The 21,312-nt window shown below is 64.1% G+C and carries 14 protein-coding genes; 7 read left to right on the top strand and 7 right to left on the bottom strand.

From position 1 onward, the window contains the following. Positions 1–8: 8 nt before the first annotated feature. Both Q0562_RS05240 and Q0562_RS05235 read right to left on the bottom strand, forming a co-directional pair. Entirely contained in the window at positions 9–464 is a 456-nt protein-coding gene (locus tag Q0562_RS05240; protein WP_298642036.1) for a DNA polymerase III subunit chi, read from the bottom strand. Then, positions 461–1,762 carry a J domain-containing protein gene (locus Q0562_RS05235; protein ID WP_298642033.1) on the bottom strand — a complete coding sequence of 434 codons (1,302 nt, stop codon included), beginning with the start codon at positions 1,760–1,762 and terminating at the stop codon, positions 461–463. The genes Q0562_RS05240 and Q0562_RS05235 overlap by 4 nt, the downstream gene beginning before the upstream one ends. Before the next feature lie 118 nt (positions 1,763–1,880). Here Q0562_RS05235 and upp point away from each other — a divergent pair, with 118 nt between their 5' ends. The 5 genes from upp to guaA all read left to right on the top strand — a co-directional run bounded on the left by upp (position 1,881) and on the right by guaA (position 8,998). Continuing rightward, complete coding sequence (gene upp, locus Q0562_RS05230) at positions 1,881–2,516, top strand: uracil phosphoribosyltransferase (RefSeq protein WP_298642030.1); 636 nt, start codon at positions 1,881–1,883, stop codon at positions 2,514–2,516. Positions 2,517–2,601: 85 nt separating this feature from the next. Next, positions 2,602–6,090, top strand: a complete 3,489-nt coding sequence (locus tag Q0562_RS05225; protein WP_298642029.1) for an AAA family ATPase — start codon at positions 2,602–2,604, stop codon at positions 6,088–6,090. Between the two features lie 14 nt (positions 6,091–6,104). Beyond that, positions 6,105–7,034 carry a hypothetical protein gene (locus Q0562_RS05220; protein WP_298642026.1) on the top strand — a complete coding sequence of 310 codons (930 nt, stop codon included), beginning with the start codon at positions 6,105–6,107 and terminating at the stop codon, positions 7,032–7,034. Further along, complete coding sequence (locus tag Q0562_RS05215) at positions 7,021–7,410, top strand: MmcQ/YjbR family DNA-binding protein (protein ID WP_298642023.1); 390 nt, start codon at positions 7,021–7,023, stop codon at positions 7,408–7,410. The genes Q0562_RS05220 and Q0562_RS05215 overlap by 14 nt, the downstream gene beginning before the upstream one ends. Before the next feature lie 13 nt (positions 7,411–7,423). Then, positions 7,424–8,998, top strand: a complete 1,575-nt coding sequence (guaA, locus tag Q0562_RS05210) for a glutamine-hydrolyzing GMP synthase (RefSeq protein WP_298642020.1) — start codon at positions 7,424–7,426, stop codon at positions 8,996–8,998. Positions 8,999–9,064: 66 nt separating this feature from the next. On the opposite strand, the gene hisIE is transcribed toward guaA, so the two are convergent. From hisIE to Q0562_RS05185, 5 genes are all read right to left on the bottom strand, one after another. Then, positions 9,065–9,709 (bottom strand): bifunctional phosphoribosyl-AMP cyclohydrolase/phosphoribosyl-ATP diphosphatase HisIE, encoded by a 645-nt coding sequence (gene hisIE, locus Q0562_RS05205; RefSeq protein WP_298642017.1) that lies wholly within the window; start codon positions 9,707–9,709, stop codon positions 9,065–9,067. Positions 9,710–9,725: 16 nt separating this feature from the next. Next, positions 9,726–12,305, bottom strand: a complete 2,580-nt coding sequence (locus Q0562_RS05200; RefSeq protein ID WP_298642014.1) for a WG repeat-containing protein — start codon at positions 12,303–12,305, stop codon at positions 9,726–9,728. Between the two features lie 469 nt (positions 12,306–12,774). After that, the gene (gene rnr / locus Q0562_RS05195; protein WP_298642012.1) at positions 12,775–15,459 is read right to left on the bottom strand and encodes a ribonuclease R; all 2,685 of its coding nucleotides are present in this window, start codon (positions 15,457–15,459) and stop codon (positions 12,775–12,777) included. A gap of 29 nt (positions 15,460–15,488) precedes the next feature. Beyond that, positions 15,489–16,526 (bottom strand): dihydroorotase, encoded by a 1,038-nt coding sequence (pyrC, locus tag Q0562_RS05190; protein ID WP_298642009.1) that lies wholly within the window; start codon positions 16,524–16,526, stop codon positions 15,489–15,491. Between the two features lie 129 nt (positions 16,527–16,655). Continuing rightward, positions 16,656–18,473: a PDZ domain-containing protein gene (locus tag Q0562_RS05185; protein WP_298642006.1), complete on the bottom strand. Its 1,818-nt coding sequence runs from the start codon at positions 18,471–18,473 to the stop codon at positions 16,656–16,658. A 111-nt stretch (positions 18,474–18,584) separates the two neighbouring features. On the opposite strand from Q0562_RS05185, the gene clpS reads away from it, so the two are divergent. Then, on the top strand, positions 18,585–18,899 hold the full coding sequence (gene clpS, locus Q0562_RS05180; protein ID WP_298642003.1) for an ATP-dependent Clp protease adapter ClpS: 315 nt from the start codon (positions 18,585–18,587) through the stop codon (positions 18,897–18,899). A gap of 15 nt (positions 18,900–18,914) precedes the next feature. Further along, positions 18,915–21,197 carry an ATP-dependent Clp protease ATP-binding subunit ClpA gene (gene clpA / locus Q0562_RS05175; protein WP_298642000.1) on the top strand — a complete coding sequence of 761 codons (2,283 nt, stop codon included), beginning with the start codon at positions 18,915–18,917 and terminating at the stop codon, positions 21,195–21,197. The last annotated feature ends 115 nt before the right edge of the window (positions 21,198–21,312 follow it).

Below are 21,312 nucleotides of genomic sequence, written 5' to 3'. Positions count from 1 at the left end.
AATCCCGCCTATGCGCCGGCAGGCGGCTTTTGCAAATGGTGCGTCTGCGGTTCAAGGCCGCGTTCGCGGTAGGCGGCGTAGCGGCGGCGGGTGCTCGCCAGCACGTCGGCCTGCGGGCTGACGATTTCAAAGACGCGGTTGCAGCCGCGCGGCAGGTCGGGGGTGGTTTCGTTGCTGAGGTTGATGAGCACGTCGCAGGCGGCGGCGCGTTCCGGCGGCACGGTGAGCACGGCGGCGGCTTCACTTGCCAGCGGGTCGCCGCTGCGGCAGTGCGGCAGGAAGCTGTCGGCGCGGTAGTGCCACAGGGCGTGGTCGAGTTGCGCCGCCATGTTGTCATCCGCGCAGAGGATAAGGGTTTTTTGGCCTTCCTGCTGCGCTTTTTCCGCGAGTTTGCAGACGAGGTCGAGGCGGTGTTCGAGGCCGCTGCCGTCGGGCAGGATGTAGAAGCGGATGGTGGGGGTCATGCGTCGTTCTCTTGCGGCGGTTGCAGGTCGATGGCACGCAGGCTGCGCCAGACGGCGGCGAGGATGCAGAGGGCGGCGATGGCGGCAGGGGCGGGATGGCTGTCGCGCAGCAGCCACAGTTGCCGGGTGGTCTGGATGAGGGCGGCGGCGTAGGCGATGTTGGCAAGGAAGCGGAGGAAGGTGAGGTCGTAGTCGCGGTAGCGGCGCGCGCCGTCGGCAAGGCAGGGGATGAGCCAGTAGAGGGCAAGCAGGGGGTCGCCGGCGGTGAGGTTGAGCGGGATGCCGAGGGTGATGCTGCTGTACAGGTAATGGCAGCGGGGGATGTCGTCGGCGGGGAGGCGGCTGTATGCGAGGACGGCGGTGAGGATGCCGCAGGCGGCAACGGGCAGGTGCCAGGCGGCGGGGGCGTAGGTGCCGAGCACGGTGTAGCAGGCGAGCGCGCCCGCATAGATCGGCGCCGGGGCGGCAAACGGCAGCACCGCGCCGCCGCGCGTGATACGCAGGTGGATACTGCGCCACAGGCCGTAGGCGCAGAGGATGGCGAGGGCGAGCGCGGTTTGTTGCCATTCCGGCCACCGGGCGGGGACGGCAGCGGCGGCAAGCCCCAATGACGGCAGGACGAAACGCGGCAGCAGGATGACGGCATCAGGGAAGGCGGCGCGGATGGCGTCGTCGTCGAGGTCAAGCTCGTTTTGCAGCTTGGCGAGGTCGTCGTCCACCAGGATGATGAGGAAGAGCTGCATCGGGAAGGGCTGCCGCAGCCAGTGAGCGAGAGGCGGGTAGCGCGTGGCGATGATGGCGAGGGCCTTGTCGCGTTCGCCGCAAACGATGAGGGCACGCAGGTAGTCGTCGCGCAAGGGGTCGTCGGGGTCAAGTCCGCGCAGCAGGCGGTACTTTTCCACGGCCCAGATGAGGCTTTGCGGGTAGCGGCGCGGGCGGTCGCGCGCCTCAATCCAGCTCGACAGGATGTCGCGGTAGTCAAGCTGTTCGTCAATGGTCGGCAGTTTGCCGCTTTGTTCCTTGAAGAGGGCGAGCAGGGCATCGTCGCTTTTCGCCTTGCGCCAACTGCGGCTGAGTTGACGCGGGTCGAGTTGCGGCGCGTCGTCCGTGCTTGGGGCGCGGGACATCTCTGCCGCGCCCGTGCTGTATGCCAGCGCGGCTTCATAGGCGGCGCGCAGGGCGATGAAGCCTTGCGGGTCGCGGTCGGGGCGATGCTGTTTGAGCTGTTGCGCATAGGCGCGCTTGATGGCGGCTTCGTCGCGGGTGGGGGGAATGCCGAGGGTGTGCCAGTGGTTCATGGTCGGGGCGGATGGGAAAAACGGCATGATAGTGCGCCCCCGGCAGGCGGGCAAGGCGCTGCGGGGGCCGGGGCGGCGGCTTATAATGCCGCCGTTTTTCCCATGACCGAGGTGTTTTATGAATCTGACGGTGATCGATCATCCGCTGGTGGCGCACAAATTGTCGCTGATGCGCGAGGTGGATTGCAGCACGTACCGCTTCCGCACGCTGACGCGCGAACTGGCACGGCTGATGGCCTATGAAGCCAGCCGCGAGCTGCCGAGCGAGGAATACGTGTTGCAGGGCTGGTGCGGCGAGGTGACGGGGCGGCGCATCGCGGGCAAGACGCTGACGGTGGTGCCGATTCTGCGTGCGGGACTGGGCATGCTTGACGGCGTGCTCGATTTGATTCCGACGGCGAAAATCAGCGTGGTCGGCCTGCAACGCGACGAGGAAACGCTGCAACCGGTGCCGTACTTCGAGAAATTCACCAGCCGCATGAACGAGCGCCCCGCCTGGATCATCGACCCGATGCTGGCCACCGGCGGCTCGCTGGCGGCGACGATCGACCTGCTGAAAAGCAAGGGCTGCAAGGACATCCAGGCGCTGGTGCTGGTCGCCGCGCCGGAAGGGGTGCGGCTGGTGAACGCGCGCCATCCCGACGTGCAGATTTTCGCCGCCGCGCTGGATGATCACCTGAACGAACACGGCTACATCATCCCCGGCCTCGGCGACGCGGGCGACAAGATTTTCGGCACCGTCATCAGCAGTTGAAGCATCTGGCAGAGAACCCCGCCGCGAGCGGGGTTTTTGCGGCACACCCGCCAGACGACAACACCGGACAAAAACAAAACCAGCCATGCGCATCGAACACATCCGCCTGCACAACCTCAACTCCCTCGTCGGCACCTGGGAAATCGACCTCACCGCCCCCGCCTACCGCGCCGACAACCTCTACGCCATCACCGGCCCGACCGGTGCGGGCAAAACCACCCTCCTTGATGCCATCTGCCTCGCCCTCTACGGCCGCACCCCGCGCCTTCCCCGCATCAACAAAAGCACGAACGACATCATGAGCCGCTACACCGGCACCTGCTTTGCCGAAGTTACCATCGCCGTGCGCGGCAAACGCTACCGCTGCCATTGGAGCCAGCGCCGCGCCCGCCGCCGCGCCGACGGCGAACTGCAAAACCCCAAACACGAAATCGCCGACGCCGCAAGCGGCCAACTCCTCGCCGCCAGCCTCAAAACCACCGCCGCCGCCATCGAAGCACTCACCGGCATGGACTACGCCCGCTTCACCCGCGCCATGCTCCTCGCCCAGGGCGAATTTGCCGCCTACCTGCAAGCCACGCCGGACGAACGCGCGCCGCTGCTCGAACAAATCACCGGCACCGCCATTTACAGCCAACTCTCCATCCGCGCCCACGAGCGCTACAAAGCCGCGCGCGACACCCTGAGCGCCCTGCACGCCGAAACCGCCGGCATCACCCTTCTGACGGCAGAAGAAACCGCCGGACTCGAAGCCGAAAAAAACACCGCCGAACAAGAAACCGCCGCCCTCGCCGCCGCCCAACAACAAACCGCCGCCGCCCTCACCCGGCTGGCCGACATCGCCCGCCTGCGCGCCGAACACGGCACCCTGCGCGCAGCAGCCGCCCAGCTCGAACAAGAAGCCGCCGCCTTCGCCCCCGCACGCGCCCGCCTCACCCGCGCCAACCGCGCCGCTATGCTGGACGCCGCCTACACCCGCCTCACCACCCTGCGCCAGCAACAAAACGACGACGAACGCGCCCGCGCCGCCCTCGAAACCGACCTGCCCGGACAACAAAACGCGCTGGCCGCCGCCGAAGCCGCGCTTGCCGACGCCCGCGCCGCCCTCGCCGCCGCGAGACAACAACACGACGCCAACCAGCCACACTGGCAGAACATGCGCGCCTACGACCAGCGCCTCGCCGACCAGCAACACACCCTGCGCGAACACGCACAGCACCTCGCCGCCGCCGACAACGCCCTCGCCGCCGCCACCGCCCGCCACCGCGCCCTGCAACAACAGCACGACGACGAAACCCGGCAGCTCACCGCCAGCGCCGCCTGGCTTGACATTCACGCAGCCGACGCCGCCCTCGCTCGCGACCTCGACACCATCACCCTGCGCGTTGAGGACCTCGCCGCCCAACAAAAACAAAACGACGAAACCGTTGCCCATACCCGCGCCACCCTCGCCCGACACCAAGAAAACGAACGCGCCCTCGCCGCCGCCGAAGCCGCCTGCCAAAAAACCGCCGCCCACGCCGCCAGCCTCGCCGCTGCCCACGACCGCGCCAAACAACGCCTCGCGCAACACCTCGCCGGACGCAGCCTGCGCGACTACCGCGCCGACAAAGACCGGCTCGCCGCCCAACTCGCCGCCGCGCAAACCAGCGCCGACCTCGCCACCCGACGCGCCCAACTGCACGACGGCGAACCCTGCCCGCTGTGCGGCGCGACCGAACACCCCTACACCCACGGCCATACCCCGCAACCGGACAGCCTCCGCGCCCAATACGACGCGCTCAACCGCTACATCACCGAGGCAGAAACCTGCGAAAACGAAGAACACAACGCCGCCAGCGCTGCCCGGGCCGCCGCGCAAAACGCCACTGCTGCCGCGCACAACCGCGACCTCGCCGCGCAAAACCACGCCAACAGCCGCGCCAACCTCGCCGCCGCCCGCCGGCAAAACGAACAACACGGCGCCGCCCTCGCTGTCGCCCGCGCTGCCCTCGCCCGCCAACTCGCGCCCTATTACCCCGCCGCCAGCGGCGAAAACACAGGACGGGCTGCAGCCCACCAAACCAACCCCGCCGACACCGCCCCAAACCCCGCCAACACACACATCCCCGACAACCCCGCCGCCATCCTCGCCGCCCTGCGCCAGCGCCTGCATGACCGGCAAACCCGCGAACAACACCAGCAAACCATCCAGCAACAACACAACAATACCGCCGCCGCCCTCGCCGCCGCCCAAGCCACCCTCACCGCCTGCGAAAACACCCACGAGCAGGCGGCTACCGCTTACAACGCAGCCCTCACCGCTTGCCAAACCACCCAAAACGAACGCCGTGCCCGCTACGGCGAACGCGACCCCGACGCCGAAGACCGCGCCGCGCAACAGACCATCAGCCGCAGCGAGCGCGACCACGAACGCGCCGAAAACGACCGCCGGCAGGCACACGACACCCTGCGCGACAGCGAAACCCGCCTCCACACCCTGCGCGAACGCCTCGCCGCAAACAGCGCCGCCATCACCGCTGCCGCCGCCCAATTCCAAAAAGACGGCGAAGCGGCGGGAATCACCGAAGCAACCGCCCAAAGCGCAGAGTGGACTTCAACCCACCCAACAGAAGTCGCCGACGCCACAGCAAGCGAAACCCGCACAGAAAAATCCCCTCTCCCGCTTGCGGGAGAGGGTTGGGGTGAGGGTATCTCGCGCAGCGAGACCCATATCACCGACCTTAGCCCCGCCGAAACCGCCTACCTCGCCGCCCGCCTACCCGCCGCCGAGCGCGAACGCCTCGCCGCGCAAGCCGCCGGTCTCGACCGCCGCCAACAGGACAACCACACCCGCCTGCACGACTGCGCCGCCCGCCTCGACACCGCCCTCGCCCGGACACCACCCGGCGAAGACGAAACCGCCCTACGCGACAAACAGGCCGCCCTCGCCGCCGCCTGGCAAACCTGCAACCAGACCATCGCCGCAGCCGCCTACCGCCTCGCCGAGAACGAAAAAGCCCGCGCCGCCCTGCGCGACAAACAGGCCGCCATCGCCACCCAGCAAACTGAAACCCGCCGCTGGCAGGCACTGCACGACCTCATCGGCTCATCCGACGGCAAGAAATACCGCAACTTCGCGCAAGGCCTCACCTTCGCCGCCGTCATCGCCCACGCCAACCGCCAACTGGCACGCATGAACGATCGCTACCTGCTCACCCACGACCCCGCGCGCCCGCTCGAACTCGATATCATCGACAACTACCAGGGCGGCGCAACCCGCACCACCAAAAACCTCTCCGGCGGCGAAACCTTCCTGGTCAGCCTTGCCCTCGCCCTCGGCCTCGCGCAAATGGCGGGCGAAAACATCCGCATCGACACCCTCTTCCTCGACGAAGGCTTCGGCACCCTCGACGAAGAAACCCTGGACAGCGCGCTCGACACCCTGGGCGCCCTGCGCGCCGACGGCAAACACATCGGCGTCATCTCGCACATCGCCGCGCTGACCGAACGCATCCCGACACAAATCCGCATTACCCCCGAACAGGGCGGCCGCAGCCGCATCGACGGCCCCGGCTGCCGCCGCTGCGACTGAATATAGGCACCTCCATGCACCACCGCTACCCCATCATCATTCCCCGCCGCTTGATTGATAAGACGGTCGGCATGGCCGTCTTTGACGGCAAGCAATTCACCCTGGATAGCGGCAAAAGTTATCCCACCGAGGCATTGGTCGATATGCGTTTTGGCGCTATCGGTCATCCAGCGCGAGATTTGTGGTCATTTTTATTATTTCTGGCTGTGTCGCTCAGTTGCCTGTTGTTGTCCGCCCTGTTTTTTTATGTCGCCTCCGGAACCAATTTGCTGGAAATTGCTTTCTCTTTTGTCGGTCTTATCTGTATTGTCATTGGAATATGGGCAGCCGGATATTTCCAGCCGCGAGAGTATTTGCAACTGGTCTTTACCGATGGCAATGCCATTATTCTGCGCGCGCCCCGTTCTTTTCTACCGTTATTAAGGCAATTAAAGCCACAATGGGCATGGCAGGACAGACTGGAGAATCCCTGTCCGCGCTGGGCGCGGGTGCCGCTGGGGCTGTGCTGCTGGGCGTTATGCGGGGTTGTGATGTATTACGCCGCCGTGCCGGCCTGGCGCGCGCCGGATGCTTTTTTCAACGTCTGCGTCTTGCAAGAAGACTATCCGTTTTTTATCCGCTTCGCCGACAAGGAACAATGGCAGGGGAAACCCCTCTGCCCGGCGCCCTACGATTTCCAGCATGAAGAAGGTTTTTATCGCGTGATTATTCAGCGTGAAGGCGATGTTTTTTATGCGGCGCTTTGGAATGACGGCCCCGCTGATCCGTTTGAATATGTTTACCGCGTCAATGATGACAGGATTACCCCGCTTAAACAGCGCACCGGCCTGTTGATGGCGCGCGCCATGACGATTTTCTTTGCCATCCTGCCTGCCGCCATTTTGTATCGGCTGATTAAGGTACTGTGGCGTTTTTATTTACGGAGGCGGTATGCGGCAAGATGAATTGTTGCAGGAAATCATGAACCGCTACGGCGTGGCGGCGGAATACCCGTGGCGGCGCTATCCGCAATATGCGGTGTTCCGTCATGCGGACAACCGCAAGTGGTTTGCCGTGCTGATGAACCCGCCGGGGCGCAAATTGGGGCTCGCGACGGCAGGGGAAGTCGCCATCCTCAATGTCAAAATCCGCGCCGAGGAGAACAGCCTGCTGCGCGGCATGGACGGCGTCCTGCCCGCCTACCACATGAACAAGGAACACTGGGTCAGCCTGCGTCTTGACATGCTGCCTGATGCCACGCTGCTGGATTTGCTGGCAGACAGTTATGGCCTGACCCGCGCTAAAATCCGCCACAAATTGCCATCGTCAGACCTTTTATGATTTAGGAACTTTTATGACTACTCCCAATAACGACAAAATCCTTATCCTCGATTTCGGCTCGCAAGTCACGCAGCTCATCGCCCGCCGCGTGCGCGAGGCGCATGTCTATTGCGAATTGCACCCTTACGATATGCCGCTGGCCGACATCAAAGCTTTCAATCCGAAAGGCATCATCCTCTCCGGCGGCCCCAATTCCGTTTATGACTCCGACTATCAGGCCGATACCGGCATTTTTGCCCTGGGCGTGCCCGTGCTCGGCATCTGCTACGGCATGCAGTTCATGGCGCATCATTTGGGCGGCGCGGTGCAACCCGGCAACCAGCGCGAGTTCGGCTATGCGCAGGTAAAAACGGTGGACAGCGAGCTGACCGGCGGCATTTTTGACGGCGCGCCGCACACGCTGGACGTATGGATGAGCCACGGCGACAAAGTGAGCAAGCTGCCCGACGGCTTCGTCGTCATCGGCGACACGCCATCCTGCCCGATTGCGATGATGGAACACGCCGCCAAGCGCTTCTACGGCATCCAGTTCCACCCCGAAGTGACCCACACCAAACAGGGGCGGGCGCTGCTGGACCGCTTCGTCCTCGACATCTGCGGCGCGCGCCCCAGCTGGACGATGCCGAACTACATCGACGAAGCTGTTGCCAATATCCGCGCCCAGGTCGGCAGCGACGAAGTCATCCTCGGCCTGTCCGGCGGCGTGGATTCCTCGGTTGCCGCCGCGCTGATCCACCGCGCCATCGGCGACCAGCTCACCTGCGTTTTTGTTGACCACGGCCTACTGCGTCTCGGCGAAGCGGAAGCGGTGATGGACATGTTCGCGCGCAACCTCGGCGTGAACGTCATCCACGTTGATGCCTCGGCGGATTTCATGGCGAAACTGGCGGGCGTGACCGATCCGGAACAGAAGCGGAAAATCATCGGCGCGGCATTTGTCGAAGTCTTCCAGCGCGAGGCGGGCAAGCGGCAGAACGCGCGCTGGCTGGCGCAAGGCACGATTTATCCGGATGTAATCGAAAGCGCGGGCGCGAAGACGAAAAAAGCCCACGCCATCAAGAGCCACCACAACGTCGGCGGCCTGCCGGAAACGCTGAACCTGCGCCTGCTCGAACCGCTGCGCGACCTCTTTAAGGACGAAGTGCGCGAGCTCGGTGTCGCCCTCGGCCTGCCGCGCGAAATGGTCTATCGCCACCCCTTCCCCGGCCCCGGCCTCGGTGTGCGCATCCTCGGCGAAGTGAAGCGGGAATACGCCGACCTGCTGCGCCGGGCGGATGCCATCTTCATCGAAGAACTGCGCGCGGCGACGGACGAGAACGGCACCTCGTGGTACGACCGCAGCAGCCAGGCCTTCGCCGTCTTCCTGCCGGTGAAATCGGTGGGGGTGATGGGTGATGGCCGCACCTATGATTACGTCGTGGCACTGCGCGCGGTCATCACCAGCGATTTCATGACCGCGCACTGGGCGGAGCTGCCCTATGCGCTGCTCGGCAAAGTATCGAATCGCATCATCAACGAAGTGCGCGGCATCAACCGCGTGGTCTATGACGTGAGCGGCAAACCGCCGGCGACGATCGAGTGGGAATAAGGCGGCAGGAATGCAGACGGGGCGGTTGATACCGCCCCGTTTTTTGCCTGCACCCGTGCGGCGGGTTCATGCCTTGTTGGCACCTTCGGGGTGCAGGCCGATGCCCTGGTGCCGTTCGTGCAGGCGGGCGAGGACGTCCGCCCAGTCGAGGTTGCGCGCGTGCAGCAGCACGGTGAGGTGGTAGAGCAGGTCGGCGATTTCGCCGCTGAGTTCGTCATCGTCGCCGGCAACCGCCGCCAGTGCGGTTTCCACGCCTTCTTCGCCGACTTTTTGCGCGATTTTTGTAAGGCCGCGTGCGTGCAGGCGGGCGGTGTAGGAGGTGGCCGGGTCGGCGTTTTGGCGGGCGGCGAGTTCGTCTGCCAGTTGCGCGAACCACGGCCAGCCCGGCGGCGGTTCGCGGTCGTAGGCGTGAAAGCAGCTCGTCGCGCCGGTGTGGCAGGTCGGGCCCTGCGGTTCGGCGAGGATGAGCAGGGTGTCGTTGTCGCAGTCGAGGCTCATCGCGCAGACGCCGAGGTAGTGGCCTGAGGTTTCGCCTTTGGTCCACAGGCGCTGTTTGCTGCGCGAGTAGAAGGTGACGCGCCCTTCGTTTTGCGTTTTGACCAGCGCCTCGGCGTTCATGTAGCCGAGCATGAGCACGGTGCCGCGCACGGCGTCCTGCACGATGACGGGCAGCAGGCCGTTGACTTTGTCCCAGTCGATAGTGTTTTGCATGGCAGGCTCCGGACGGTTATGGGGTGACGGCATGGCCGTCGAGGTCGAGGAGGCGGCGTTCGCCGTCTTTCTGCACGGTGGCGCGCCCGTCTTTGTACGGCCAGACGGTGTCGTACTGCGGTTTGACGGTTTCTTTGCCTTTGGTGTCGATGAAACCCCAGCGGCCGTCTTTTTTCACCGCCGCGCGGGCTTCGCCGTAGGCGAGGACGTCCTGGTACTGCGGCCTGACGGTCTCGCGCCCTTTTTGGTCGATGAAGCCCCAGCGACCGTTTTTTTCGACGGCGGCGAAGCCTTCGCTGTACGGGCGGATGCGGTCATAGCGCGGGAGTTCCTTGTCCGGCAGGCGTTGCATGTGGCGGGTATCGGCGGCAACAGTGGCGGTCATGCCGTCGGTACCGCCGTTGCCGGCGAGCGCCTGTCCGCCCGCGCTGCCGCCGCCGGTGCCGCCGGCGGCACTGCCGCTCAGGCTGTATGGCAGCGCTGTGGCGTGGCCGGCGGCATGGTCGCCGTCTGTGCTCGTGACATTTTGCGCTGCCGTGCGGCGGGCGGCGGCCGGGGAGGCATCTTTGTGCGCCGTGGTTACGGCGGCGGCACGGGCAGGCGCGGCGGCACCGCCGCCTGCATCCATCAGGGCGTTCAGCAGCGCGCCGCGATCTACCGCCACGCCGGATTTGACCTGGTTGCCGCTTGGGTCGATGGCGCGGGCGATGTCGAGCGGCAGGGCCTTGCCGCTGCCTTTGGCGGGGCTGTCGGCGCGCAGGCGGTAGTTGCTTTGCCGGCTGCCCGCCGCTTCACGGGTGAAGTAGGGGTTGTCCGCCGGGCTGCCGAAGAGGTCAAGCGCGTGCCGTTCCAGGCCGTTGATTTTTTTGTTCACCTGCCGGGCGGCGGCGATGTCGCTCGTGCGCATGAAGCGGAGGTTGTTCGCGCCCGCCACATCCGCCAGATCCCAGTTCATCAGGTAGGGTTCGCGGGCGAGACCTCTGCGGTAGTAGGCGTTGTAATCCAGGCCGCCGAACATGTCGTTGCTGTATATGCGGCCGCCGTCGGGGTCGTCGTAGCCTTCGGTGCGCACCAGAATGGCGCGGTAGGTTTCGCTGCCTTCCGTTTTGCGCGAGGAGAGGATGTTGTTATAGACCTGCAAGCCGGTGGTGTCCCAGCTCAGGCCCTGTTCTTTCGACCAGGGTTCTTCGCTCAGGCAGCGGCCGTTTTTGTAGTAGTTGCAGCCGCCGGTACGCGGTTCTTCTTTGAGGTTGAGCGGGTTGAAGACGTGCGAGAAGGTGTTGTTGTAGATGCGGCTGTTGCTGGAACCGGCGAGGTAGATGCCGCTGTCGCTGTTTTCGACGATGTTGGAGGCGAGGATGCCGCTGTCGCAGACTTCGTACATCATCGCGGTGGAGACGCCGGTGAAGAAGTTGTTGGTGATTTTGGTGTTGATGCAGCCTTCGTCGCACCAGTAGCCGGGCGGGCGGTAGGCAATGTCGCCGCTGTCGTCCACAATGTTGCCCCGGAAGACGGTGTCGCGGGCGTGGGTGATTTTGGCGTGGCCGATGGTGCAGTAGGCGCCGCAGTCGGCCATGAGGTTGCCGGCGGTGTTGTTGTTGCGGAAGTAGCTGTTTTCGATGCTGCTGCCGTGGGCGCGGTTCATGCCGATGGCGGTTGCGCCGTTGTCGATGGCGCGGATGTTGTTGAGGCGGACGCGGCGCGCCTTGTCCACGAAAAGGGCGGTGTTGCTGTTCTGCGCGACGATGCCGTCTTCCATGCGGCTGTCGTCGCCGTTGATACTGAGAGCGACGGGGCCGCTGAAATCGCCGAGGCGTGGGTCGCCTTTGAGCCCCCAGGACTGGTGCGGCGCGTAGTGGGCGATGTTGATGCCGCGCACGGTGAGGTGTTTGCCGGTAGCGGTGAAAGCGCGGGCGCGTTCGCTGATTTCCACGCTGTGCCCGTTCGGGTCGCTGCCGAGGTAGTAGGTGATGGCGTCCTGCGCGCCGAGGCGGTAGCCGCTCAGGTTGTTGTCGGGTTCGACGGTGGTGGTCGGGGTCTGGTCCTCGACATAGAAGGTGCCGGCCTTGACTTCGGCCTTGCTGCCGACCTGGGTCAGCGGGCGGTCATCGATGAAGACCTGTTCGGGATAGGCGGCAACGCCTTCTTTCGACGGGTTGGCGTTGACGGTGCAGACGTGGCAGAAGTTCTGGAAATCGCCGGTCACTTTCCACAGGCCGCCTTCTTTTTCGAAGCGTTCGGCAGGGACGACGTCGCTGCCTTTCAGCCAGACATCGCCGTGCGGCTCGGCTTGCAGGGTGATGCGGTTGCGGGTGATGAAGAAATGCGGCTCGCGGTAGATGCCGCTTTTCAGGATGAGGGTCGTGCCGTCGCGCGCCTTGTCGAGGGCGGCCTTGATGGTGCGGTACGGTTTGTCGCGGCTGCCGTCGCCGTCCGCTGCGGCATCCGCCGCGACCCAGAGGACGTTGGCGGCAGGCACGGGATAGTTGTGATCGGCGACGTCGTAAAGCCGGTGCTGGCGGGCGAGGGCGGCAAGCGGCAGGACGGCGATGAACAGGAGCGGCAGACGGATGCCGCGCAGGGTGTGGTGATGCATGGTGTTCTCCCGGATTACGGTTTGGCCATGCCCAGTGTATAGCGGGGCGTCGGTGAAATCCATGCAGGCGGGGTATTGCCGTTCGCTCCGCAGGCGGGGGCATAGGTATTTTGATATTTGGGTTAAGTAAGAAAATCTGGAATAGGCAAAGAGAAGCCACCCCTGCCGCTTGTGGGGGAGGGCAGGGCGGGGCATCCGCAGGACGAATGCGGGGGAGGGCAGGGCACAGAATGGGGGTGTTCATCCGCGGGACGAATCACGCCAAGCAAGGCAGGCAGGCGCGCCTTTTGCCCCTTTCGTCCTCCGGCGCACGCGGGGGAAGGGGATAACCAACTGTTTTCAGGAAGATTTTCCTCGCGGCGCGATGGGTAAATGCCGATGCCCCGCAAGCGGGGGAGGGGACAACCGCTCACAACGGCCACCTTGCAAACGCCGGGCTGTCGGCGCAGGTTGCCGCCTGTTTTTGCCGTCAGGCGGTTTTTTTCGTCCGCCCGGCTTTGGCGGGTTTTGCCGCTTTCGCCGCTGTTTTCGCAGGTTTCGCCGCTTTCGTGGGTTTTTCTGTTTTTGCCGCTGTCTTGGCGGTTTTTGCCGCTTTGGTGGTTTTTTCCGTTGTTACCGCTGTCTTCGCGGTTTTCGCCGCTTTCGTGGGCTTCTCTGTTGTTTTCGCGGGTTTTCCCGCTTTCGTGGGTTTTTCCGCTTTTGCCGCTGTCTTCGCGGGTTTCGCCGCTTGGGCGGGTTTTTCCGTTTTCGCCGCTGTCTTCGCGGTTTTCGCCGCTTTCGTGGGTTTTTCTGCTTTTGCCGCTGTCTTCGCGGGTTTTGCCGCTTTCGCTGCAGTTTTCGTGGTTTTCGCCGTCTTGGCGGGTTTTGCCGTTTTTGCCGCTTCTTCGCTTGTGGCGGTTTTGTCTGCCGGGGCGGGCGTCGGCGCGGCGGCGGTTTTGCCGCGTTTTTTGCCGCCGCCGAGGGTTTTGCCCCGGTGGGCGATGAGTTCAAAGTCGATTTTGCGGTCTTCGAGATCGACTTTGGCAACCTGGATTTCGACTTCGTCCATCAGCGTGAAGCGGTAGCCGCTGCGTTCGCCGGCGAGGGTGTAGGTGTCGCTGTGGTAGTGGTAGTAGTCGTTGGTCAGCGTCGAGATGTGGACGAGGCCGTCGATGCCGAGGTCGTCGAGCGTCACGAAGAAGCCGAAGTTGGTGATGGCGGCGATGCGGCCGTGGTAGTGCTCGCCGATGCGGTGGCTCATGAATTCGCATTTGAGGAAGTCCATGGCGTCGCGGGTGGCTTCGTCGGCACGGCGTTCGGTCATGGAGCAGTGTTTGCCTTTTTCCGCCATGCTTTCGGCGCTGTACGGGTAGTTGTCGCGTGTGCCGCCGTGCAGGTGGTGGCGGATGGCGCGGTGTACGAGCAGGTCAGGGTAGCGGCGGATGGGCGAGGTGAAGTGCGCGTAGTGTTCGAGCGCGAGGCCGAAGTGGCCACGGTTGTCCGGGACGTAGATGGCCTGGCTCATGCTGCGCAGTACCATGGTTTCGATTTGGGCGTAGTCGGGGCGTTCGGCGCAGCGGGTGAGCAGTTCGGAGAATTGTTGCGGGGTGGCGCTTTCTGCTCCGCCCTGCCAGCGGATGCCGCGTTTGCCGAGGAAGTCGATGAGGCGGGCGAGGCGTTCTTCGCTGGGGTCGTCGTGGACGCGGTAGAGGGCGGGGATTTTGTATTTGCCGATGGTTTTTGCCGCGCAGATGTTTGCCGCAATCATGCATTCTTCGATGAGGCGGTGCGATTCGAGGCGTTCGCGGGTTTTGATGGTTTCGATTTTGCCTTCGCTGTCGTAGATGAATTCGGGCTCGGCGGCGTGGAAGTCGATGACGCTGCGCGCTTCTCTGGCAGCGTGCAGGATCTGGTACACGCTTTTCAGGGTGTCGAGCGGACGGGCGAGTTTGGCGAAGCTGTCACGTAGCAGGGTGTTGTCGGCAAAGAGGATTTCTTCGACGGTTTCGTAGGTGAGGCGCGCATGCGAGTGGATGACGGCGTCGTGGAAGGCGCTGCGCTTGATGCTGCCGTCCGGCGCGAGAGTGATTTCGCAGACCATCGCCAGGCGGTCCACCTCGGGGTTGAGCGAGCAGAGGCCGTTGGAGAGTTTTTCCGGCAGCATCGGGATGACGCGGTCGGGAAAATACACGGAGGTGCCCCGGTTGTAGGCTTCTACGTCGAGCGGGCTGTCGGGGCGGACGTAGTGGGCGACGTCGGCAATGGCGACGTAGAGGCGGTAGTTGCTGCCGCGTTTTTCGGCATAGACGGCGTCGTCAAAGTCGCGCGCGGTGATGCCGTCGATAGTGACGAAGGGCAGGTGGCGCAGGTCGAGGCGGTTGTCATAGTCTTCCGCTTGCAGTTCGTCGGGCAGGCGTTCGCTTTCGGCGAGGACGTCGGCGGGGAATTCGGCGGGGATGTTGTGGTTTTCGATGGCGATGTCGGTTTCCATGCCGGCTGACATGGCTTCGCCGAGGACGGCGATGATTTTGCCGATGGGCTGCCGGTAGCGCGAGGGGTAGGCGGTGATTTCGCCGATGACGACTTGTCCGGCTTTGCCGCCGCCGAGTTCGCCCGCCGGTATGAGCATGTGCTGGGTCAGGCGGCGGTTTTCCGGGACGAGGGTCCAAACGCCATGTTGTACGGCGAGTTTGCCGACAATGCGTTTTTGTGCGCGTTCGAGGATTTCCACCGGCGCGTAGTCTTTGCGGCCACTGTCGTCTTCATGTTTGACGCGGGCAAGGATTTTGTCGCCGTGCATGAGTTCGGCCATGTATTTGGGCGGGATGAAGCCGTCCGGCTCGCCGCTTTCCGGGCTGAGGAAGCCGTAGCCTTCCTGGTGGGCGATGACGAATCCGGCGACAAGGTCCATTTTGCGGGTGACGCCGTAGCGCCCCTGCCGGTTGCACATGAGCTGCCCCGCCGCGAGCATGGCTTTCAGGCGGTATTGCAGGCGGTCGGCTTCGTCGTCGTCCATGGCGAAGGCGGCGGCGATTTGCGCGAAGGTGAGCGGTGTGCCCTGTGCTTCGAGCCAGGCGAGGAGGTATTCGCGGCTGGGCAGGGGGGTTGCGCCGTATTTTTGTTGTTCGCGGGCGTGGTAGGGGTCTTCCGTCCGCCAGTTTTTTGCGTTTTTCATGGTGTTTCGGTGAGTGTTAGCAATGGGTGTCAGGCAGTTTTGATGCGCCACGGCCATGTTTGTCCGGCCAGAAAGGGGACGACTTCGCCGTCGCCGTAGGGCAAGGTGTCCGGGAAGGTTTGCGGGCGGCGTTCGAGGATGATTTCGCCGCTGTTGTAGGGCAGGCCGTAGTAGTCGGCACCGTGTCTGGCGGCGAAGGCGGGCAGTTTGTCGAGCGCGCCCGCCTGCTCGAAGGCGGCGGCGTAGAGCGGCAAGGTGGCGTGGCCGGTGTAGCAGCCGGCGCAGCCGCAGGCGTTTTCTTTGGCGTGTTTTTCGTGCGGGGCGCTATCGGTGCCCATGAAGAAGCGCGGGTCGCCGCTTGCCACCGCATCCAGCAGGGCGCGGCGGTCGTTTTCGGTTTTGAGGATGGGCAGGCAGTAGTAGTGCGGCTTGATGCCGCCGACGAGCAGGGCGTTGCGGTTGAAAAGCAGGTGGTGCGCGGTGATGGTGGCGGCGAGGTTGTTTTTTTGCGCGCGGATGTAGGCGACGGCGTGCGCGGTGGTGATGTGTTCGAGGACGATGCGCAGCTGCGGGTGGCGCCCGCGCAGCTGGTCGAGCACGGTGTCGATGAAGGCGGCTTCGCGGTCGAAAATGTCAATGCCGTCGGTCGTTACTTCGCCGTGGATGAGCAGCAGCAGCCCCGCTTGCGCGATGGCATCAAGGATGGGGTCGAGCGCGGCGGCGTCCGCCACGCCCTGGGCGGAGTTGGTGGTCGCGCCCTTCGGATACCATTTGACGGCGACGACGCCGGCGGCTTTGGCGGCGCGGATGGTGTCCACAGTAAGGGCGTCGCTGAGGTAGAGGCTCATCAGCGGGGTGAAGTGCGCGCCTGCCGGGATGTGGGCGGTGATGCGCGCGCGGTAGGCGGCGACGGCCTCGATGCTGTCCACCGCCGGGGTGAGGTTGGGCATGATGAGGGCACGGGCGCATTGGTGCGCGGCGTCCGGCACGGTGCGGGCGAGGGCAGCACCGTCGCGCAGGTGGATGTGCAGGTCGTCCGGGGTGGGCAGGGTGAGGGTCTGGGTCATGATGGGCTCCGGTTTCGTCTGGATGGTTTGGGTGGCAGCTCCTCTTGCTGCTGCTGCCGCTTTTTTCGCTGGCGCTGCACAGTCCCGGCGGCTTCCCCACGGGGCAGGGTTCCTGCCCCGCCCGGCGGCTCAACTGTGTTCGTTGCGGTTGAACCAGTGGCGCTGGCGGATGCGGGTCGCTTCATCGGTTTCGCTGTTGCGCTGGATGAGGCAGGTGTCAAGCGAGGTAGGTTCGAGGGTGAAGGCGATGGCGTGCAGGACGTTGTCGCGGAAGATGTGCAGCACGGAGGCGTTGCCCGGTGCGGCGTAGCGCAGGTGGCGCGCCAGCTGGCTTTCGTCCGCACGGTAGCCGTTGACGGCGACGAGCTGGTCGTCCATGGCGATGCCCGCCAGCGCCGCCGGGCTGGTGTCGTCGATACGGGTCACGCGGCAGTATTCGCCGCGCTGTTGCCAGCGGATGCCGGGGTCGCTCTGGTAGCGCTGCGCGGTGGGCACGTCGCTGCCGAGGTCGCCGTTGCTAGCGGCAGGCAGCATGTGGATGGTGAGGCCGATGTATTCGGCGGCTTCGTCCAGAGGCAGCGGGTCGGTGCTGTGCATGAGGCGGCGGATGAAGCCGCGCAGCGGGGTTTCGAGGTCTTCCGGCAGGAGGTCGGCGGTGATGCGGATGAAGTGTTCTTCGTCGATGTCTGCGCCGCTGCGGTGGTAGTCGTGCCAGAGGCGGTGCATGACCATCGGCAGGCTGACGCCGTCTTCGCTGTGCGCGCGCAGGTAGATGTCGAGGCAGAAGGCGGCCAGCGCGCCGTGGACGTAGTAGGTGGTGCTGCTGTTCACGGTGTCTTCGCCGCCGTTGTAGAGTTTGGTCCAGGCTTCGTAGCTGGACTGGGCGAGCGTTTGCACGTGCCGCCCCGGCCGCTGGCGGTAGCGGGCGATGTCCTGGGCAAGCAGTTCGAGGTAGGCGTGGATGGTGATGACGCCGCTTCTGACCAGCAGCCAGTTGTCGAAGAAGGCGGTGAAGCCTTCAAAGAGCCAGAGCATTTCGGTGGGCTGTTCGTGTTGCAGGTCGTAACGGCGGTATTCGGGCGGCCGCATCGCCTTGATATTCCAGGTGTGGAAGTATTCGTGCGAGAAGAGGCCGAGGAGCTGGATGTAGCGGTTGCTGCCCCGGTTGTCCGGTTCGGGCAGACTGTCGCGCGAGCTCATGAGCAGGGTGGAACGGCTGTGTTCGAGGCCGCCGTAGATGTTGTCGCCGAGGTGGAGGAGGAAGGTGTAGCGCGCCATCGGCGGCAGGCCGCCGAAGAGCATGACGGCTTCGCGGCAGACGGTCTGCACGTCGCGACGCAGGCGTTCGTGGTCGTAATCCCAGCAGCGGCCGCTGATGACGATGTCGTGCGGCACGCCGCCGGCGGTAAAGGAGAGGATGGTGAGTTCGTGGGCGAACATGAGCGGGGTGTCAATCATCTGGTCGTAGTCGTCGAACCAGTAGGCACCGTCGCTGCTGGTTTGCGCGCCCGCAATCTGCCAGCCGGCACGGTGGCCTTCGAGGGTAAGGTTGAGCCGCTGCGGCAGGTGTTCCATGCCTTCGACGGCAAGGCAGGCGGCGCAGGGGTTGAGGAAGCCGCGTTCGTGGTCGAGATAGCAGCCGCGCACGCTGATGTCGCGCGCGTAGATGCTATAAGTGATGAGCAGTTCGTCGCAGCCTTCGGGCACGTGTACGCGCCAGCGCGAGGGGGTCTCGAAGGTATGCGGGATGAGGTTGCCGTCGCGGTTGCGCACGGCAAGGCGCGAAAGCAGGCGGGCAAAGTCGCGGCGCATGTAGCTGCCCGGTATCCATATCGGCAGGTAGAAAACGATTTCACGCGCAGATGCCACCGGTACGCGCTGCTGCACGGCGAAGCGGTGTCCGCCGGGCGCGGGGGTGATTTGGAAAGCAATAGCGGAAGCTGACATAATGGCCTCAGAAGCGAAGTTAAGCTGCGTTATCTTACCATTTGCCTCATCAGCGGCTTGAAAAAAGCCCCGCCGCCGCCATTTCCGCGCCAGTATTTCCGAAGCATTGTCATGAGCAACCCATACGATTTTGACACCGACAGCGACACCCTGACCGCCGACCCCGAGCTCGACGAACCCCGCCTGTTTGAAGTCGTCCTCCTGAACGACGACTACACCACGATGGAATTTGTCATTGACGTCCTGATGCGTTTCTTCCGCAAGGACTTTCCCGAAGCGGAACGCATCATGTATCAGGTACACGAAAAAGGCAGCGGCGTTTGCGGCATCTACCCGTATGAAATCGCCGAAAGCAAGGTCAACCAGGTCATCGAACACGCGCGCAGCCACGATTTCCCGCTGCTGTGCATCCTGCGACCACATTAAATAGAGGAGAAACCCATGCTATCCACCGCACTCGAAAAAGCCGTTGACCGCGCTTATCACAGCGCGCAAAGCGCCAACCACGAATTTCTCACCCTCGAACACCTGCTGCTCGCGCTTCTCGACGAACGCAGCGTGGTGGATGCCCTGCTCACTTTCGGTGCGGATCTCGCCAGACTGCGCGAACAGCTCAACAAATACCTCAGCGAGCACTGCCCGCAATTCCCGCAGGACAGCGGTGGTCGTGTCACCCAGCCGACCACCGCCTTCCAGCGCATGATTCAGCGCGCCGTGCTGCACGCGCGCAATGCCGGCAAGCAGGAAGTGAGCTGCCTGAACGCGCTGGTCGCCATCATCAGCGAACGCGACAGCTATGCCGCCTACTTCCTGCGCCAGCAGGAAGTCGAGCGCCTTGATCTCGTCAACTACATCACCAATGGCGGCGCCCAGCCCGTCAAAGAAGGCGAAGAAGGCGGCGACGACGAACGCGGCGACGCCCCGCGCCGCACCGCCCTCAGCGAATTCACCAACAACCTCAACCGGCGCGCCCGGGAAGGCCGCATTGACCCGCTCATCGGCCGCAGCCGCGAAATCGAGCGCACCATCCAGACCCTCTGCCGCCGCCGCAAAAACAACCCCATCCTTGTCGGCGAAGCGGGCGTGGGCAAAACCGCCATCGCCGAAGGGCTTGCCAAAGCCATCGTTGAAGGCGATGTGCCGCCCATCCTCAAAAACGCCACCATTTACAGCCTCGATATCGGCTCGCTGCTCGCCGGCACCAAATACCGGGGCGACTTCGAGAACCGCATCAAGGCGCTGCTGAAAGAACTGCGCGCCATCCCCGACGCCATCCTCTTCATCGATGAAATCCACACCATCATCGGCGCGGGCTCGGCGAGCAACAGCAGCATGGACGCCTCCAACCTCATCAAACCGGCGCTGGCCAACGGCGAACTGCGCTGCATCGGCGCCACCACCGACAAGGAATACCGGCAAATCTTCGAAAAAGACCACGCCCTCGCCCGCCGCTTCCAGAAAGTGGACATCGCCGAACCTGCCATTGACGACGCCATCGCCATCCTGCAAGGCCTCGTGCCGCGCTACGAAGACTTCCACCACATCCATTACAGCCTTGACGCGATAGAGGCCGCCGTGCGCCTCTCCGACCGCTACATCAACGACCGCCGCCTGCCCGACAAGGCCATCGACCTCATCGACGAGGCCGGTGCGCGCCAGCACCTCATCCCCGAAGACGAACGCGGCGACACCATCGACGCCCTCGTCATCGAAAAACTCATCGCCAGCGTCGCGCGCATCCCGGAAAAAAGCGTCAACAAAGACGACCGCAACCAGCTCAAAACCCTCGAACGCGACCTGAAAACCGTCGTCTTCGGCCAGGACGAAGCCATCGAACACCTCGCCGCCGCCATCAAACTGAGCCGCGCCGGCCTGCGCGACAACGAAAAACCCATCGGCAGCTTCCTCTTCACCGGCCCGACCGGTGTCGGCAAAACCGAAGTCTGCCGCCAGCTCGCGCACGTCCTCGGCATCAAGCTGCTGCGCTTCGACATGAGCGAATACATGGAAGCGCACACCGTCAGCCGCCTCATCGGCGCACCGCCCGGCTACGTCGGCCACGAACAGGCGGGGCTGCTCACCAACCAGATCCAGAAAAACCCGCATGCCGTGCTGCTTTTGGACGAAATCGAAAAAGCCCACCCCGACATCATGAACCTGCTCCTGCAAATCATGGATCACGGCATGGTGACCGATGCCACCGGGCGCGAAATCAACTGCCGCAACCTCATCATCATCCTCACCAGCAATGTCGGTGCCTTCGAAATGGAAAAAAACCGCATCGGCTTCGCCGCCGCGAACAACAAAGAAAGCAGCGACGCCCAGGCCGAAGCGGCGGTCAAACGCCACTTCACCCCCGAATTCAGGAACCGCCTGGACGCCATCATCCGCTTCGCCCCGCTTGGCGCTGACGCCATCCGCCACGTCATCGACAAATTCATCATCGAACTCGAACAACAGCTCGAAGACAAACACGTCAGCATCAGCCTTGAAGAAAGCGCCAAAGACTGGCTGGCCAAACACGGCTACGACCCGAAAATGGGCGCACGACCCATGGCGCGCCTCATCCAGAAACACATCAAACAGCCGCTGGCCGAACAACTGCTCTTCGGCGCGCTGGCCGAACGCGGCGGTCATGTGAACGTGACCATCCGCGACGACGCACCAGCGCTCGACATCACCGCCGAAACGCCCGCGCCCAAAGACGTCCTGCCGGAACTGTGAGCCTCCCCTGCCATTAAAAAAGCCCCTCCATCAGAGGGGCTTTTTTTAGTCGCCTCAAACAGAAATGATACGGTGTTGGCGAGCCTCGCCGTACTACCTGTACTGTCTTCGGCTC

The sequence above is a fragment of the uncultured Cardiobacterium sp. genome (genome assembly GCF_938028825.1).
GTDB lineage: Bacteria > Pseudomonadota > Gammaproteobacteria > Cardiobacteriales > Cardiobacteriaceae > Cardiobacterium.
This window is presented reverse-complemented; position numbering and strand designations above follow the sequence as displayed.